This is a genomic window from Perlabentimonas gracilis (genome assembly GCF_011174675.1).
Classification (GTDB): Bacteria; Bacteroidota; Bacteroidia; order Bacteroidales; family Tenuifilaceae; genus Perlabentimonas; species Perlabentimonas gracilis.
In genome coordinates this window covers 1-16,948 of record NZ_JAANIG010000055.1, presented here as the reverse complement: position 1 = coordinate 16,948, position 16,948 = coordinate 1, and the positions used below count along the sequence as shown (strand labels likewise).

Annotated in this window: 15 protein-coding genes; 10 read left to right on the top strand and 5 right to left on the bottom strand. The window is 42.0% G+C overall.

The window, feature by feature from the left end; all coding sequences use genetic code 11:
• The first annotated feature begins 169 nt into the window (after positions 1 to 169).
• The 10 genes from G8O23_RS15975 (at position 170) to G8O23_RS15930 (ending at position 12,033) form a co-directional block, all read left to right on the top strand.
• Positions 170 to 655, top strand: a complete 486-nt coding sequence (locus G8O23_RS15975) for an RNA polymerase sigma factor (protein ID WP_166366679.1) — start codon at positions 170 to 172, stop codon at positions 653 to 655.
• Between the two features lie 2 nt (positions 656 to 657).
• A complete protein-coding gene (locus tag G8O23_RS15970) occupies positions 658 to 1,707 on the top strand; it encodes an anti-sigma factor (protein ID WP_166366677.1) in 1,050 nt (349 codons plus the stop codon).
• An 81-nt stretch (positions 1,708 to 1,788) separates the two neighbouring features.
• Positions 1,789 to 2,748 carry an outer membrane beta-barrel protein gene (locus G8O23_RS15965; protein ID WP_166366675.1) on the top strand — a complete coding sequence of 320 codons (960 nt, stop codon included), beginning with the start codon at positions 1,789 to 1,791 and terminating at the stop codon, positions 2,746 to 2,748.
• Between the two features lie 120 nt (positions 2,749 to 2,868).
• Entirely contained in the window at positions 2,869 to 4,875 is a 2,007-nt protein-coding gene (locus tag G8O23_RS15960; protein WP_166366673.1) for a tetratricopeptide repeat protein, read from the top strand.
• Positions 4,876 to 5,012: 137 nt separating this feature from the next.
• Positions 5,013 to 5,717, top strand: coding sequence for a dipeptidase PepE (gene pepE / locus G8O23_RS15955; protein ID WP_166366671.1), 705 nt, complete (start codon positions 5,013 to 5,015; stop codon positions 5,715 to 5,717).
• Between the two features lie 110 nt (positions 5,718 to 5,827).
• Positions 5,828 to 6,169, top strand: coding sequence for a translation initiation factor (locus G8O23_RS15950; protein ID WP_166366669.1), 342 nt, complete (start codon positions 5,828 to 5,830; stop codon positions 6,167 to 6,169).
• A gap of 40 nt (positions 6,170 to 6,209) precedes the next feature.
• Positions 6,210 to 7,481, top strand: coding sequence for a T9SS type A sorting domain-containing protein (locus tag G8O23_RS15945; RefSeq protein WP_166366667.1), 1,272 nt, complete (start codon positions 6,210 to 6,212; stop codon positions 7,479 to 7,481).
• Positions 7,482 to 7,488: 7 nt separating this feature from the next.
• Complete coding sequence (locus G8O23_RS15940; RefSeq protein WP_166366665.1) at positions 7,489 to 10,371, top strand: hypothetical protein; 2,883 nt, start codon at positions 7,489 to 7,491, stop codon at positions 10,369 to 10,371.
• Between the two features lie 35 nt (positions 10,372 to 10,406).
• Complete coding sequence (locus G8O23_RS15935) at positions 10,407 to 10,967, top strand: 5-formyltetrahydrofolate cyclo-ligase (RefSeq protein ID WP_166366663.1); 561 nt, start codon at positions 10,407 to 10,409, stop codon at positions 10,965 to 10,967.
• A 7-nt stretch (positions 10,968 to 10,974) separates the two neighbouring features.
• Positions 10,975 to 12,033 (top strand): endonuclease, encoded by a 1,059-nt coding sequence (locus G8O23_RS15930; RefSeq protein ID WP_166366661.1) that lies wholly within the window; start codon positions 10,975 to 10,977, stop codon positions 12,031 to 12,033.
• 62 nt (positions 12,034 to 12,095) lie between these two features.
• Here the strand turns inward: G8O23_RS15930 and G8O23_RS15925 are convergent, their stop codons facing one another.
• The 5 genes from G8O23_RS15925 to typA form a co-directional block, all read right to left on the bottom strand.
• Positions 12,096 to 13,103, bottom strand: coding sequence for a beta-ketoacyl-ACP synthase III (locus G8O23_RS15925; RefSeq protein WP_166366659.1), 1,008 nt, complete (start codon positions 13,101 to 13,103; stop codon positions 12,096 to 12,098).
• A complete protein-coding gene (gene plsX, locus G8O23_RS15920; RefSeq protein ID WP_166366657.1) occupies positions 13,103 to 14,044 on the bottom strand; it encodes a phosphate acyltransferase PlsX in 942 nt (313 codons plus the stop codon). Before plsX ends, G8O23_RS15925 begins: the two co-directional genes overlap by 1 nt.
• A 46-nt stretch (positions 14,045 to 14,090) precedes the next feature.
• Complete coding sequence (rpmF, locus tag G8O23_RS15915) at positions 14,091 to 14,276, bottom strand: 50S ribosomal protein L32 (RefSeq protein ID WP_166366656.1); 186 nt, start codon at positions 14,274 to 14,276, stop codon at positions 14,091 to 14,093.
• A 33-nt stretch (positions 14,277 to 14,309) separates the two neighbouring features.
• Positions 14,310 to 14,867 carry a YceD family protein gene (locus tag G8O23_RS15910; RefSeq protein WP_166366655.1) on the bottom strand — a complete coding sequence of 186 codons (558 nt, stop codon included), beginning with the start codon at positions 14,865 to 14,867 and terminating at the stop codon, positions 14,310 to 14,312.
• Between the two features lie 93 nt (positions 14,868 to 14,960).
• On the bottom strand, positions 14,961 to 16,760 hold the full coding sequence (gene typA, locus G8O23_RS15905) for a translational GTPase TypA (RefSeq protein WP_166366654.1): 1,800 nt from the start codon (positions 16,758 to 16,760) through the stop codon (positions 14,961 to 14,963).
• Between the last annotated feature and the right edge of the window lie 188 nt (positions 16,761 to 16,948).

Genomic DNA, 16,948 nt, shown 5'->3' with positions numbered 1-16,948 from the left:
TTTTCTCATCAGGATGCTGCTTTACAAAATCTATAAAATTCATTTTCAATAAATTTTGTACAAATATAATATTTTAGGCACATTAGCGGATATTCATATAAAAATAATATGTATTGCTGTAACTTTGTGTTGGGTTCACCGTCATACCAACGAAATACCAAAAATTTGCATGACCGCTAAGGAGTACAATTCTTGTGTCGATAGCTTTGCCGACGGACTGTATCGCTTTGCCCTAAAAACTTTAGGCGATGCCGATGGGGCTAACGATGTGGTGCAGGATTGTTTTGAGCGGTTATGGGTAAAACGCGAAAATGTAGATTTTGCCAAGGTAAAATCGTATCTGTTCACATCGGCTTACCATGCCTGTATCGACATTATAAGGATGAACAAGCGGAGCGGTGCGATGGACGAAGCCAGTGAAATCAGCTTAAGCACAACGGCGCAGTATAGCGATCTACAAGAAGTACTGCATGAAGCCCTGAAAAAGCTACCAGAAGTACAACGTTCGGTTATACTGCTAAGGGACTACGAGGGTTACTCTTACGAGGAGATTGGGGGGATTACCGGCCTTAACGAGTCGCAAGTAAAGGTATATATTTACAGAGCTCGAATAGCTTTGAAGCAATACATAGGACAACTAGAGACTGTTATTTAGCCATGCCAATTAATAGAAACAACTACGAGGTTTACTTTATCGATTACATCGATGGCAATCTATCGTGTACGCAGGCTAAGGAGTTGCAGGCATTCCTAGAGCAAAACCCCGACTTGGCTGCTGAGCTACATGGTATTGAAAGCGCACATCTAGTACCGGTTGATACCCCATATTCAAAAAGTGAACTTTTAAAAAAAGATTCACAGTTGGGGGTAGAAAGCCGCTTGGACTACCTTTGCATTGCAAAAATTGAGGGAGACATAACCGAGCTAGAGGATAAGGAGTTAAACCATCATTTGGATACAGATGCAAGCGCAAACACAACACTTTCCGATATAAATAAAACGAAGCTCGTAGCCAGCACAGAAATAGTTTTCGGAAAAAAATCAGCAATTAAACGAATTGGCCTAGTAAACATAACGCACAAAACGCTGCAAACCATAAGTAGTGGTGTTGCTGCTGCTTTAATACTGGTTTTTGCCCTGAACGTTGGAATTAACCAATTCGACTCAATCAACGGGGAGCAGTTGGCTATTGATGCCGAAACTCGAAATACTGGGACAGATGAGATGATTGAACCAGTTGCCATTGAAGAATCAACCATAAACATCCCAGCTGATGTTCCGAGTGTTATAGAAACTCCAATTGCAATCATAAAAGATAAACCCCAAACAATGATTGACAATGAAACCAGCCTGATTTCACAAGAAACACAGGAAGTTGATTCGAATATTGAAATCACTAAGATATCAAGTATAACTCTAGTTCAAATACCACAATCAACTATAATTGATGACACTAAGCCTTCCCTATCCTTGGCGAGTTTACACCTACCCCACAAAGCCCAACCTGAACCTGTCGGCAGCAATCAATCATCGGGAGTGCGAGAAATTGGACTATTTGAATTAGCCCAAATGGGATTCAACAGGCTTTCGAACGCAACAGGAAGAACATTGAACCTTGACGCTAAAAAGAACGAGGAGGGAAGGATTGAGAAAATATATTTCGAATCGGAACTTTTTGCTCTTTCAGTGCCCATTCGGAAAAATTAGCAGAGCCCTGTAACATTTTATGGACATCGCCGTCATACAGCAGAATTCACAAATTAAATTTTCACTAAAACTAGAAATAATATGAAATTACTATTAACCACTCTGGCGCTATCAATTTTAACCACCATAACAGTAGCCCAGGACGATAAACTAGCAGTTCTACAAAACTTAGAGATGACGGATACTACTAAGTATGCCATCGTTGATACAACAAAAACCAATGTAGATACTAAAACCGTAACGCAGATGAGCGGTAAGGACACAACAAAGATTAGATTAGGCAAACGGGAGATTGTGATTGTTGAGAAGGATGGTACCACTTCTATTGAAATTCCCGACACGGGCGATAAGCACACATTCGACAGCTTTAAGGATAAGGACTTTACTTACAAGCGTAAAGCCCGTTTTAAAGGTCATTGGGCAGGGTTTGAGTGGGGCTTCAACGGCTTAATGGATGCTGACCAATCGATTAATATGCAGGATGACCTGAAATATCTTGAACTTAAGCAGGGTAGGTCGTGGAACTTTAACCTTAACTTTATGCAGTATAGCTTTGGTTTTGGCACCGATAAGGTAGGAATGGTAACTGGTTTAGGGCTAGAATTCAACAACTACCACTTCCGCAACTCAAATACCATAACAGTAGTTGACGGCAAAACGGTGGTTGATGACTCCTACTTGCTGGATCCAAATAAAATAGTCACCAAATCGAGGCTCTCTACAACTTACTTAAACGCCCCACTACTTCTTGAATTCCAGATACCCACAAGCTATCGCCACCGTATTTTCTTCTCGGCCGGCGTGGTAGGGGGTGTAAAAATTGGATCGAACACCAAAGTTGTATACGAAGGAACTAATAAGGGAAAGGATAAAGTTCGCGACGATTTTAACCTGTCGCCTTTTAGATACGGGCTAACTGCTCGCTTAGGGTACCGAGGGTTAAGCCTTTTTGCCACCTACTACCCAGTACAGCTATTCGAAGATGGTAAGGGCGATGAAATCTATCCATTTTCCATTGGCCTAAGACTTCTAAGCTTTTAACAAATAGAAAACAAATAAACCAACATACAAAATGCCTTCTCGTTGAGAAGGCATTTTTTTGTTCAACATTTAACCATTATTGCTATATTTGCGTAGTAGAGTTTCACCAAAACATAGCAAATGGCAAGACTCATCACCACCTTTGGGTTAATAGCACTCACCCTATGGAGCCAAGACGCGATAAATAACGTCTCCCAAATAGACAGCCTTAAACGACTTGAAAAAGCAGCTGCACACGATACGATTCGTCTTCGGCTTTTAAGCCAAATTGCCATTGCATACTCCGATAGCGCTTACTCAACCAGTATAGATACCTGGAGAAAAGCATTAGACATTGCAACAAGAATTAAGGACAGGCAACAAATGGGCGATATCCACCATCAAATTGGGTATATACTATATAACCAAGGAGAGTTTAATAGCGCCCTTCAAGAGTATAACAATGCTCTTTCGGTTTATCAGTTTATCAACAATCGCCAGGAGGTGGCCAGGGTATATAACGATATTGGATTGGTACACAAAACCTGGGGTAAGTACGAACAGGCCATTGAAAGCTTTTTGAATGGCCTTGAGATATTCGAAAGTATTAGTGATGAGGAAGGTGTTGGAATGGTGTCAAACAACATTGGTCAAATCTACTTTTTTAAAGAGGAATACCCTAATGCCTTAAAATACTTTACCAACTACCTTGTTGCCAACGAAAAAGGTAAGCACCCCAGGGCCGTGGCAGGGGCATCAAACAACATTGCCGCAGCATATGTGGAACTTAAGAACTACGACCTAGCGCTCCAATACTACAGTAAAGCCCTAAACATTTACGATTCGCTTGGCGTTGTCATAGGCGTTGCAATTCTTAGCGACAATATCGGAATGCTTCACACCAATCGTAACGCTTACAAAGAGGCTCTAGAGTATCATTTTAAAGCGCTGGAACTATTTAAGTCAATTAATAGCCACTCACGCTTATCGTATACACTTAAAAATATAGGCGTTGTATATTACATGTTAGGCGACTACAACAGTTCAGATAAATATTTACTTGAAGCAAAAGATATCGCATTACACTATCAGCAGAAAGAGACCGAAAAAGAAATTTATTTTAACCTGAGCCAAGTATACGAAGCGAAAAATCAACCCGAAAAATCCCTTTATTATTTTAAGCAAATGACTGCATTAAAAGACTCGCTTTTTAATGCTGAAGTAAGCCAGAACATAGCATCGATGGAGCTTAAGTATGAGGCAGAGAAAAAGGAACGAGAGCTTAAGTATATTCAACGTAGGCTCGATCAGCAAAAAATGCTCAGGGGTATATTTGGATCTGTTCTTCTGATGCTAACTGCCATAATTGTTGTGCTGGCTCTTGACAACAGGCGAAAGCGTAAACTTGCCCATAAAATTATTCAACGAAAGAAGTTCCTTATACAAACGCTGGAGCATAGTATCGAAAATCAAAAAGATTTACCAAATGAGCAAGAAAATTCTCCGGTACATATTTTTCTTCTCCCCAAGCAAATAGAAACAAGAGGGCAAGCACAGCTGGTAAAATTTGGTTGCGAAACCAACCAGGTTATTATATCGCTTTACGCCAACAGCAATCAGCTTCCATTGGCGGCCATAAAGATGTTTCTGCAGAACGAGCTACAAAACAACCTAAGCGAAACGCATAACTCAAACGAATTTATTGTTGAGCTAATTAAGAGTAAATTGTTTTATACTATGGACTTATTCGAGTTGAAAAAGGATGATATTTACTCCACCGCGCTGGTTGTTGATTGCAAAAATAAGCGAATCGATTTTAATGCAGATAGTCATAACCTTTTGGTATGTCAATCGGTAGAAGCACAACTTCTTAATCGATCTGATGTGGTGAGTTTTGATAAGCTGGAGGATGGAGAACCCATACTTTTCCCAATAGTACCCTACAACAGCGAAAACTACTCCCGTTTTTTAGATTACCTAATGAAAACGGCTAAAAAGATATCTGACATTGAGCTTTCGCGTAAAATAGAGGTGTTGCAAAACACTGTTGAATCGTGGAACCTATCCCAATCCACTGCATCTCAACTTCAGCTCCTAGCCGTAAGCATCAATTGTAACCAACAAGTTGAGATCTGTTTCACTTCATAGTCGGAACACCTAGCCACTTTGGCCTTTCAAAATTTGCCAGTAATTAATTTCTCATTTCGCTTTTCGAATTGTTAAAAAGACATTATCTTGTGTATTGCTAAAAACAAGTTAGATAAATTTTTAAACCTCTATACACCATGAGATTACTACTCATCAGCAACTCAACCAACGCAGGAGAGGCTTACCTCCAGCACCCAATAGGAGAAATATCATCGTTCCTTGGCGATGTAAAAAAGGTTCTCTTTCTTCCCTACGCAGCCGTTACCTTTAGCTTTAACGATTACCAAAAAATGGTACAGGAAAAATTTGATGGCCTGGGTATAGAGGTTGACTCGCTTCACCATCATCGAAACGCCAAGGACGCCGTAAGAAACGCAGAGGCCTTTGTTGTTGGGGGTGGAAATACCTTTAGATTACTAAAGATAATACAGCAACTTGATATCATAGAAACGCTTAGGTATAGAGTACTCGAAGGTATTCCGTACGTTGGGTGGAGCGCCGGAGCAAATGTGGCTTGCCCAACCATTTGCACAACCAACGATATGCCCATTGTTGAGCCCGATAACTTTAGCGCTTTCAACTTGGTTCGCTTCCAAATTAACCCCCACTACCTCGATGCAAATCCTGATGGACACGCTGGCGAAACCCGTGAAGAGCGCATTGTAGAATTTACCACTATGGATCCTTTTTCATACGTGGTGGGCCTTAGAGAAGGCTCTATGATTAGGGTTGAGGATGGAGATATCACGCTGGTGGGCAACAAACCTGCAAGGATTTTTAAGCACGACCAAAAAACAAAGGAGGTACACCCCGGTGACGACCTAGACTTTCTTTTCGAATAGATAACCCGATTCAATTCCTAGTTAAAGCCACGTTGAGCACGTGGTTTTTTTGTGCTCATAAAATCCTAATTTTTCGTACATTTGCCGTCTTAACCCATTTCGAAAGTGATATGAACGATTGGAAAGACAAGCTTAAGTTTGCTTACTCTACGAACCCCGACTACCAACCCGAGGAACCTGAGGAGCAAGTTCCAACTCAAGAACCAGGCAAGCAAACGCTCAGGGTATGGCTCGAGAAGAAACATCGTGGTGGAAAAGTGGTATCCATTGTTTCGGGTTTTGTTGGCTCCAACGACGATCTAAAGGAGCTGGCTAAGCTCCTAAAAACACGATGCGGCGTTGGCGGCAGCGTAAAGGATGGAGAAATTATTATTCAAGGTGATTTTCGCGACAGAATCCTCGGCATTCTTCATGATTCTGGCTACAAAAACGTTAAAAAAGCTGGGGGATAATCACTACCTCTCAATTAATACAATTTCTTACACTGTAATTATGGTTAAACGGCGCTACATCATACTTTCCCTTCTCCTTCTCATCGCGATAAACGTATCGGCAGGCGATACGCTTAGGGTTATGCAGTACAATCTACTTTACTACGATATGAATACCTCGTGGTGCACTAGTGTAAATAACAACGTAAACCAAAAGGATACATACCTGCGAACCATTACATCATTCTATAAACCCGATATTTTTACGGTAAACGAGATGAACGGAAGCGTTAGCAGCGTAAACAGAATTATCGACAATGTATTTAATGTCGACGGTTCCACAAATTACCAAAGGGCAAACTACACAGGCAGCTATCTGGTAAATATGCTTTACTACAACACCAACAAGCTGGCATTAAAGTCTCAAACTCACGTTTTAACATCGCCCAGAATAACCGATGTGTACCGTTTGTATTATAAATCGGAAGAGTTAATACATGGTGACACCATTTTTCTTACCTGCATAGTAACACACCTGAAGGCCGGAAACTCGTCGAGCGATGCAGCCACTCGCGCCCAATCTGCCTTACAAATCATGAACCATATCGACAAATATAATATTGATGACAACATACTGTTTATGGGCGATTTTAATGTATACACCTCAAGCGAGGCCGCATTCCAATCGTTTATATCACCCACAAATTCAGGCGTAAAGCTTTACGATCCGGTTGATGCAATCGGCCACTGGAACAATAACTCGTACTATGCAAAGTACCACACCCAGTCTACACATACCTCGGGCGATTGCCATTCGGGGGGAGGAATGGACGACAGGTTTGATTTCATTCTTGCATCTAAAGCGATTATGGAAAGGAACTCTGGCTTAGGTTATGTTGCAGATACCTATTGGGCCTTGGGGCAGGATGGAAAACGTTTTAATCAATCGCTCATAAACCCAACCAACACATCGCTTCCGAGCTACGTTTTAAACGCTCTGTACAACATGTCCGATCATTTACCCGTTACGCTAAAACTTTACGTTGAAGCAAATCCATTGCTAAGTTCGGGCACCAACAGCACCGGCAGGGGCAGTATTAGGATTCAAAACCCTATCGACAACACCATTTCTATTTGGAGCGAATACGATAAACCAGAAGAGGTAGAAATTATGTTATTCAATCAGTTAGGAAGTGTTATATTAAGAAACAAATCAATACTTTTCCCCAACGAGAAACATAGCATTAGCGCAGCAGGATTAGCTTCGGGAATTTACATTCTATCGGTACAGAGCAGCAACATCTCTTACATTTCCAAGGTTATTAAACGATGATTGCACTATGCGTAACACGCTTATACTTTTTGCTCTTGTTTTCTCATCTCTGAAAGTTTCAGGACAGTACTATGTAAGTGGCCAGGAGCCCTTCGGACTTAAATGGCAACAGATTCAAAATGAAAGGTACCAAATAATTTATCACGAGGGATCAGATTCCCTTGCATTGGTTTTTAGCAATTATTTAGACTACTCTTTACAGAGGGTTTCTACCACACTAAGTCATTCTCCCAGAAAGTTCTCTGCTGTTATTCACAGCAACAGCATTATGTCCAACGGATTTGTTTCATGGGCACCCAAAAGAATGGAAATAATTGCCACTCACTCAACCGATGCCTCATCAGAACCGTGGCTGTTTCATCTTGCACTTCATGAAACTCGGCACATAGTACAGCTCGATAAAATGTATGGTGGTAAGTGGCGATTTGGCAACATCTTGTTTGGCCAGCAGGCCATCGGATTAAAACTCTTACTCACCCCTCTTTGGTTTTTAGAAGGGGATGCTGTTTATGCAGAAACAGCCTACTCAAAGGCAGGCCGCGGAAGGCAGGCTTCCTTTTACAGACACTACCTTACCCATATTGCAGAAAATGGTGGGTCGAAATTTAGCTACGATAAGTGGTTAATGGGTTCGTATAAAGATTTCATTCCAAACCACTACAGCTTCGGTTATCAGCTGGTTGGCTATACAAACTACAGGTTTGGCTCTGAGGTTTGGAGCGATGCGCTATCATCAGTGTGTAAAAAATTATTCTTCACCTTTCCCTTCGACTATTCGTTTAGACGAAGCACAAACCAAACGTTAAAAAAAACGTTTAGTGGCGTTGTATCGTATCATGACTCGATATGGAAATCAATTGAGCCTTTAGCTGACTCTAATGTTGTTAGAAGTCTAATAAACAGGGATAATATTAATGGCGATTATGTGGAGTACACCAATCCGCATCTTCTTAACGATTCCACTTTAGTGGCGTTGGTTAAGTCACTAACCCACAGACCAAGGCTAGTTGCCATCGATTTAAAAAGCAACTCACACAAGGATTTACATACCCTAGGTATAGCTACAAGTAAGTTTTCGCATTCAAGCAACACCTTACTTTGGAGCGAGTATGCGGCACATCCTCGTTGGGAGTACATTAATTACTCCGAAGTTTGGATGTACGATTATGAATCACAAAAGACAAAGAGGATTACCCATAAAACAAGGCTTTTCAACCCCATTGCATACCTAGACGATAGTATTGCAACTATTGAGATTTGTGCTGATGGGAAAAACTATATTACGATAATCGACACACAGGGAAGGACATTAAAAAGGGTTAGCATACCCCATACCTTAGAGTTAAAAGAGATATGCAGAGGCGATGGATCAGAAATTTTTGCCCGTTGCGCATCGCCAAACGGTATGGTAATACTTAGGTACTATAACATTAACAGCAAGCCCGACACCATTGTAGGTCCTGTGCACAAGGACATATCAAACCTAGCTTTTGGTAATGGAATGCTATACTTTACTAAAACCCACAACTACAGGGAAAGTGTTTTTGCTATTAACATCGTAAATAATAATTTATTTAAAGTGGTTGAGTCAACTTATGGTTTAACTGATTTAAGCCACCTTAACGTACTTGTAGCAACTAACCTCCAAGCCAATGGCAGCCTACCGGTTATTGTTAAAAACGAGTCTGCTCAACCTTTTCTTTGGAACGAGGAAACAAAGCCATTTTACCCAATTATCCTCAATGCGAATGAATTGCAAGAAGAAACAGATAAAATAAATGGCTACACCGAGCTAAGCAAATATCCTAGGGCAAAAAAACTGATTAACATTCATAGCTGGGCACCAATTTATTTTAATCCAATGGATCTAATGGATGGAGCCACAACATTTTACCCTGGCCTTACACTTATTTCGCAGAACCTTACCAGCACTTTGGTTTCAAGCCTAGGGTACTCCTATAACAAAACGCATGGAGGACATGCCCATATTGAATATATGGGTTGGTACCCCAAAATCATGGCAAGCTTCAATATCGGTAACGAGTACTCTGTGATACAGCATGGCCCCTTAGCGCCAAACTTCATCACCTACTCTAGCGAGCCAAGCATCTCTGCAAGGGTGAGAATAAGAGCGCCCTATACCTTTACCTCTGGCCACGTGGCTACATCGGCCAATTTGGGCCTCTCGCTAATTTATACAAACAATTGGATGTGGGATTATGGCAACGAAGTTTACCAAAAATGGTCGGGTTTAGTTGAACCCTACATTTCATTCTACTCCATTACCCGAAGGGCACATAGAGACATTAGACCGAAGTATGGGATACAATTTTACGCAGCAACTATAAGCTCACCCACAAGCAAAGTGATGGGTGGCTCATCATTTATAAAATCTTGGATATATTTGCCTGGATTTAGCACGAACCACAGCTTGCTGATAACAGGACAAGCTGAGACACAGGATCCAAAGCAATACGTTAGGACTCTCCGTTACACTCCTATTCGAGGTTATGATCGAGAACTGTCTAAGTCGGCTTTAACAGCTAGTATCGATTACACCTTTCCTGCAGCATATCCCGACCTAGCCATTGGGCCTCTTTTATACCTTAAGCGATTGGTGGGTAATATTTTTGTTGACAATGCCATTGTGAATAGATATTTACCTACGGAACAGGGGCTTAATGAGCAAAAGGGTACACGGCATTCGGTAGGTTTTGACCTAACGGCTGATTTCAACCTTTTTCGTAGCAGCTATCCGCTTAATATGGGGTACAGAGGAGGATATAGGGTAAATGAAGGTGACTATTTTCATGGAGTTATATTCTCAATATCGTTGGAATCGTTAACGGGCTATCTTCCAAATATGCATAATGTGAATTTAAATTTTTAGATTAATTGATATTAGTATAACTAAACACTATCAATATGATGTCGAATAGTACAGACATAGCCCAACAAAAAAAGGAGCTCAGAAGGGCGATACGTGAAAGGAAGAGAGAAGCTGATCGGTCAGTAATGATGAAGGAGTCGACACAAATTTTCGAAGAGATTGAAAAACTTGAGGCCTTTAAAACAGCAAAGGTTGTGCTAGCTTACTGGTCGATGAATGATGAAGTTTTTACCCACGACTTTGTGATGAAATGGTATAAGCACAAGCAAATCTATTTACCACTAGTTGTAGGCAATTCGCTTGAGCTGCGAGAGTTTAGCGGAATGGATTGCATGAGGGTTGGCCCTTCGTTTGGAATATTAGAACCACAGGAAGGGGCCATTTACGATAACCGACCCATTGATTTTGCAATTATTCCAGGCGTTGCTTTTGACATCAAGGGAAACAGGATGGGTAGAGGTAAGGCTTATTATGATAAGCTGCTAAGAACCAACAGTATGCTTAAAATTGGGGTTGCATATAGCTTTCAAATGGTTAAGTCTGTTCCTACCGACGAGTTTGATATTCCAATGGATTTAGTAATTTCTGCAAAATAGAAAAAATATGAGACAATTTTACCTAGTCACCCTACTTTACACTATTGCTACAGTAACCTTTGCTCAGGCTCCTAGCGGTTACTATTCTGATGCTCAAAACAAATACGGGCAGGAACTTATGGTGTCTCTTCATGGCATCATAAAGGATCATACCACGCTAAGCTATACCCCGGGGCTATGGAATGCTTTTTACGACACCGATATGCGCTCCGATGGGAAAGTATGGGATATGTACTCCTCTTGCACCTTCACATTTGGCAGCGATCAGGACTCGGGTTCGGGAGGAACCAATGAGTGTGAGTATTACAATCGCGAGCATTCATTCCCCCGAAGTTGGTTCGGTGGAGCCATAGACCCTATGAATACCGATCTTTTCCACATATATCCAACGGATAAGAAGGTAAATGCTGTTCGAAGTGATTATCCCTTTGGCGAAGTTGGCACAGCCACCTACACATCATCAAACGGAAGCAAGTTGGGAAACTCTTCCTATGCAGGTTATAGTGGAACTGTTTTCGAGCCTATCGACGAGTATAAGGGTGATTTTGCCCGCTCCTATTTCTATATGGCCACGCGCTATTACGACCGAATGCATACCTGGTCCAACGATGTTACCAACGGAACTCAATTCCCGGCTTTCGAAGAGTGGGTTGTAAATCTATTGCTTGAGTGGCATAAAAACGACCCTGTAAGCGAAAAGGAGATAAATAGAAACAATGCGATTTTCGAAAAATACCAACATAACAGAAACCCTTTTATCGATCATCCTGAGTTTGTTTTGCGTATTTGGGGCGATGAAACCTCATCGGATTATCTTGAAAACGAATACGATTTTTGTGTTTACCCAAACCCAGCACAGGACAAGGTATACATCTCCAGTTCATACATTGGCGAGGGAGAAATAACCATCTACTCTCCGGTAGGGGTAGAAATTAAGCGGTTTAAAAAGGGATCACACACCGAGTCGACCCAAATCCCCACCAGTGATCTTCCGAGCGGAATATACCTGCTTTTAATCAAAACGGAATCTTTTCAAAAAACTACTAGGCTAGTAATTGCGAAGTAACCTCCAAAAAAAGAAAGCCTGACAAGATATTCTTTGTCAGGCTTTTTTTATAATAAGCATTTTTACTTAGCTGAACTTCCATCATATGCCCATTTAAGATAGGTTGCTCCCCAGGTAAACCCTGCTCCAAAAGTGGCAATAATTACATTGTCGCCTTTGCGCAGCTGTGGTTCCCACTCCCAAAGGCAAAGGGGTATGGTAGCGCTGGTTGTATTTCCATAGCGCTGGATGTTAATCATAACCTGCTCCTTCTTAATTCCCATTCGTTTTGCAGTTGCCTCAATAATACGCATATTGGCTTGATGGGGAACTAGCCATGCTAACTGCTCAGGCTCAATATTGTTTCGCTTCATTATCTCAACCGCAGTGTCGGCCATATTAGATACGGCTGCCTTAAACACAGCTTGTCCTTCTTGGTAAATATAATGTTGGCGCTTGGCTACGGTTTCGGCTGAGGCCGGATAGCATGACCCTCCTGCCACCTGATGCAAGTGTTTTCTTCCAGATCCATCAACCTGCATAATGGAATCTACTATTCCAAAACCGTCGGTTGTGGGTTCAAGAAGTGCAGCGCCGGCACCATCGCCAAAAATTGGGCACGTCTGTCTATCGGTATAGTCGGTAATTGATGACATTTTATCGGCTCCAACCACAACCACCTTTTTGTGCGAACCCGATTCAACGAATTTCGAAGCGGTTACAAGCGCATAAAGAAAGCTGGAACAGCCTGCGTTCATATCGTACCCAAATGCATTCTTTATGCCGCACTTGTCGCTAATGATGTTTGCTGTGGCGGGGAATTGCATATCTGGCGTTACCACGCCACATATCAGCATATCAACCTCATCGGGATGGGTATTGGTCTTTCGCAACAAATCGTTCACTGCGTGCATAGCCATATCGCTAGTGCCAAGGCCCTCGCCCTTGAGTATTCTACGTTCCTTAATTCCGATGCGGGTCATTATCCACTCGTCGGTGGTATCGACCATCTGACTAAGTTCCTGATTGGTTAGAACATAATCGGGAACGTAACCGGCTATGCCGGTGATAGCTGCTGTAATTTTTCCCATTAGTTGAATGCCTCTTTAATTTTACCACATAGATCGGAGCTAATAACCGATTTGGTTTGCAGGATCATATTCATTATGGCCTTTGCGTTAGAAACACCATGACCAATTATCACGGGTGCATTAACACCAAGAATTGGGGTACCTCCATAGTTTTCGAAATTGAACATCTCGAAAAATGGGTCAGAAATTTTGCGTTTCTTAATTAGATGATAAAAGGCTTCGGCCTCTTTCAACACCACATTCCCAACAAATCCATCGCACACAACTACATCGGCCTTTGCATTGGAGAAAATATCGTGCCCCTCAATGTTGCCCACAAAGTTGAAATCGGTGTTATCCTTCATCAACTCGTAAGTACTTTTAGTTACAAGGTTGCCCTTCTCCTCCTCTTCACCAATGTTAAGCAGTCCAATCCTTGGGTTATCAACACCAAAAATCAGCTTTGCATAAATATTTCCGAGTATACCGTATTGATATAACACATCGGGCCTGCAGTCGGGGTTTATTCCAACATCGAGAAGCAGATTAAATTTGCCATCGGCAACAGGTATGTAGCTAGCAATGGCAGGTCGAATAATTCCGGATACTGACTTTATAGTGTACATCGTACCCACCAGCATTGCGCCTGTATTACCTGCGCTGGCGAATCCATCGATCTTTTTTTGGGCAAGCCAAGAAAAGCCTACTGTAATGCTCGAATCGGTTTTTTTGCCAAAAGTTTTGGCCGGGTTTTCCCCCATCCCAATCACTTCGGAGCAATGAACGATATCAAAATCTGATTCGCTCGCACTCTCACTACTAAGTATCTGCAGAATCTTCTCCTTGTCGCCAAAAAGAACAATTCGCTCACTGGGTAACAGTTGTTTTTGGGCTTCTATGGCACCTTTTACTATTGCATCAGGCGCATAGTCTCCACCCATTGCATCTACACCAATCTTCATAAATGTTGATTTTTGTATTTGTAGGAATGGGGAAAACCAGCTACTGCTATGCAGTTACTGTTTTCTCAATTGCTAGCTTGCCACGATAGTATCCGCACTCTGGACATACCCTGTGGTACTGTGTGGTTGATCCGCAATTTGAGCATGTAGATAGAGTTGGAGCCTCTGCCTTGTAGTGTGTCCTACGTTTGTTCTTCCTCTGCTTCGAAATTCTACTCTTTGGATGTGCCATTTTGGTAATTATTTATTGTTACGTAAAAAGGGTTTAATTCTGATTATTCATTAGGTCTTTCAGCTTATCCCATCGTGAGTCGGTTGTATCCGCCTCTCGGACTTCTTGATTTTCATCTAGCGAGAGGGTTTGTAAGCGTTCTAGCATCTCGCTATCACAATCGTCTGTTGAGGTGCCAAGAATACCATGGTAGCGCTGTAGGGGTAAGCTTAGGCAAATGCTCTCATAAATATACTGCGCCAACGAAAGCTCATGCTCATTGCTACTTACATACCAAATTTCATCGCTTACTTCGCTCTCATCAATGGAATCAGATATGCGAACTACCAACTTCCCCTCGAATTCGGTTGGTATGGTGAGAACCTCCAGGCATCGATCGCACTTAACCTCCACATCGCCCTCGATAAAAAAATCGAGCTCAATCATATTGCTTAAGCGATTGAGAATTACCTCAACGCTAAGCCTTCCGTTTGATATCTCACCACCTTCAAATTCGTCAAAAAACGCCTTGTCAACATCGAAACTAAACACGTGTTGACCAACCGCAAGTCCCTTGAACTGAACTAAATATCTATTTAAAATCTTGCTCACTTCTTCCGAAAAAACATCCCGCAAAGGTAATTAATAATATCAAAACACAAAATCTGCTCTACAAAAGATAAGCTTGTGGCTTATTTTTTTAAACTACTGTTTACTTTGCTTCTTTCTATCGTGCTCGTTGAGCAGAATTTTCCTTATGCGCATCGACTTGGGCGTAATCTCAACATACTCATCCTTCTGGATGTATTCGAGAGCCTCCTCGAGGCTAAATTTAATGGGTGGCGCAAGAAACATTTTTTCGTCGGATCCCGATGCACGCATATTGGTTAGCTTCTTCGATTTGGTGACGTTTACAACCATATCGCCAGCGCGACTGTTCTCGCCAATAACTTGTCCTGCATATACATCCTCATGCGAATCGATAAAGAATCGTCCCCTGTCCTGCAGCTTGTTCAATGCGTAAGCATATGCGGTGCCGCTCTCCATTGCTATTAGCGATCCGTTCTGTCTCGCTTCGATGGGCCCTCGGTAGGGTTCAAATCCCTTGAAGCGATGAGCAATAACGGCCTCTCCAGCCGTGGCTGTTAACAAAATATTCCTTAACCCAATGATGCCGCGAGCTGGTATTTCAAACTCGAGATGTACCCTATCGGCTCTGCGCTCCATAATTAACAGGCTGCCCTTGCGTTGGGTTACCAACTCAATTGCACGTCCCGAAACCTCATCTGGTAGGTCTATGGTTAGCACCTCGATGGGTTCACATTTCTCGCCTCCCACCAATTTTATAATAACCTGTGGCTGTCCCACTTGCAGCTCGTAACCCTCGCGGCGCATTGTTTCAATAAGTATGGAAAGGTGCAGCACACCTCGTCCAAAAACTGTAAACGAGTCGGCCGATTCAGTGGGTTTTACTCTCAGTGCCAAGTTTTTTTCTAGCTCCTTATCGAGCCTATCCTTAAGGTGGCGGGATGTTACAAATTTCCCATCTTTTCCAAAAAAGGGTGAGTCGTTTATGGTGAACACCATACTCATGGTGGGCTCGTCCACGGCTATAGATGGGAGGGCCTCGGGAGTTTCTATGTCTGTTATGGTATCGCCAATATCAAAACCATCAATACCAACCAATGCACAAATATCTCCTGCTTCAACCTTTTCAACCTTTAGCTTGGCTAACCCCTCGAAAGTTAAAAGCTCTTTTACTTTTGATTTAATTAGCTGTCCGTTGTGCTTAAGCAGTGCAACCTGCTGACCAACCTTTAGCTCACCTCTATATAGCTTACCGATGGCAATTCGTCCAACATAAGCAGAATAGTCCAACGAGGTAATTAGCATCTGAGGCAAACCTTTGTTGACCTTAGGCTCTGGGATGTACTCGATAATGGCATCTAAAAGCTGAACTATATCTTTGGTTGGGGTTTTCCAATCGGTTGACATCCATCCTTGTTTAGCACTTCCGTAAATGGTTGGGAAGTTCAGCTGATCCTCGTTAGCATCGAGGTTAAACATTAGGTCGAAAACCTGCTCCTGCACATCCTCGGGACGACAATTAGGTTTATCAACCTTATTTATAACAACGATTGGTTTAAGCCCGAGCGACAAGGCTTTTTGTAACACAAAGCGTGTTTGTGGCATTGTGCCCTCAAAGGCATCAACCAATAGTAAAACACCATCGGCCATGTTAAGCACGCGCTCTACCTCTCCTCCAAAATCGGAGTGACCAGGGGTATCGATAATATTTATCTTAACTCCCTTGTAGGTAACCGACACGTTTTTGGCTAGAATTGTTATTCCGCGTTCGCGCTCCAGATCATTGTTGTCGAGAATTAGCTCACCGGGAGTTTCATGTTCCTTGTATACGTTGCTTTGGATAATCATCTTATCAACCAAAGTAGTTTTTCCGTGGTCAACGTGAGCGATAATGGCTATATTCCTAATATTTGGCATCTACATATTTTTGGGGGTGCAAAGGTAATGTTAATTTCGGTTCATGGTGCTATTTATTATGTTAAGTTTTTAAAAGTATTGGTTATATAGGCTAAATATTATTTTGAGGTGCTAAGAGAAATAGTTCCTTAGCCTAAAGTAAAAGAACTCCCGATCCCTAGTGCCCTGATTGATCATGATAAAGCGCT

Bases quoted from the DNA above. Each gene is read 5' to 3' on its own strand.
- G8O23_RS15970 (WP_166366677.1), top strand. From the start codon at position 658: ATGCCAATTAATAGAAACAACTACGAGGTTTACTTTATCGATTACATC.
- G8O23_RS15935 (WP_166366663.1), top strand. From the start codon at position 10,407: ATGATGTCGAATAGTACAGACATAGCCCAACAAAAAAAGGAGCTCAGA.
- plsX (WP_166366657.1), bottom strand. From the start codon at position 14,044: ATGAAGATTGGTGTAGATGCAATGGGTGGAGACTATGCGCCTGATGCA.
- typA (WP_166366654.1), bottom strand. From the start codon at position 16,760: ATGCCAAATATTAGGAATATAGCCATTATCGCTCACGTTGACCACGGA.
- G8O23_RS15930 (WP_166366661.1), top strand. From the start codon at position 10,975: ATGAGACAATTTTACCTAGTCACCCTACTTTACACTATTGCTACAGTA.
- G8O23_RS15940 (WP_166366665.1), top strand. From the start codon at position 7,489: ATGCGTAACACGCTTATACTTTTTGCTCTTGTTTTCTCATCTCTGAAA.
- G8O23_RS15925 (WP_166366659.1), bottom strand. From the start codon at position 13,103: ATGGGAAAAATTACAGCAGCTATCACCGGCATAGCCGGTTACGTTCCC.
- G8O23_RS15950 (WP_166366669.1), top strand. From the start codon at position 5,828: ATGAACGATTGGAAAGACAAGCTTAAGTTTGCTTACTCTACGAACCCC.
- G8O23_RS15975 (WP_166366679.1), top strand. From the start codon at position 170: ATGACCGCTAAGGAGTACAATTCTTGTGTCGATAGCTTTGCCGACGGA.
- G8O23_RS15945 (WP_166366667.1), top strand. From the start codon at position 6,210: ATGGTTAAACGGCGCTACATCATACTTTCCCTTCTCCTTCTCATCGCG.
- G8O23_RS15965 (WP_166366675.1), top strand. From the start codon at position 1,789: ATGAAATTACTATTAACCACTCTGGCGCTATCAATTTTAACCACCATA.
- G8O23_RS15960 (WP_166366673.1), top strand. From the start codon at position 2,869: ATGGCAAGACTCATCACCACCTTTGGGTTAATAGCACTCACCCTATGG.
- rpmF (WP_166366656.1), bottom strand. From the start codon at position 14,276: ATGGCACATCCAAAGAGTAGAATTTCGAAGCAGAGGAAGAACAAACGT.
- pepE (WP_166366671.1), top strand. From the start codon at position 5,013: ATGAGATTACTACTCATCAGCAACTCAACCAACGCAGGAGAGGCTTAC.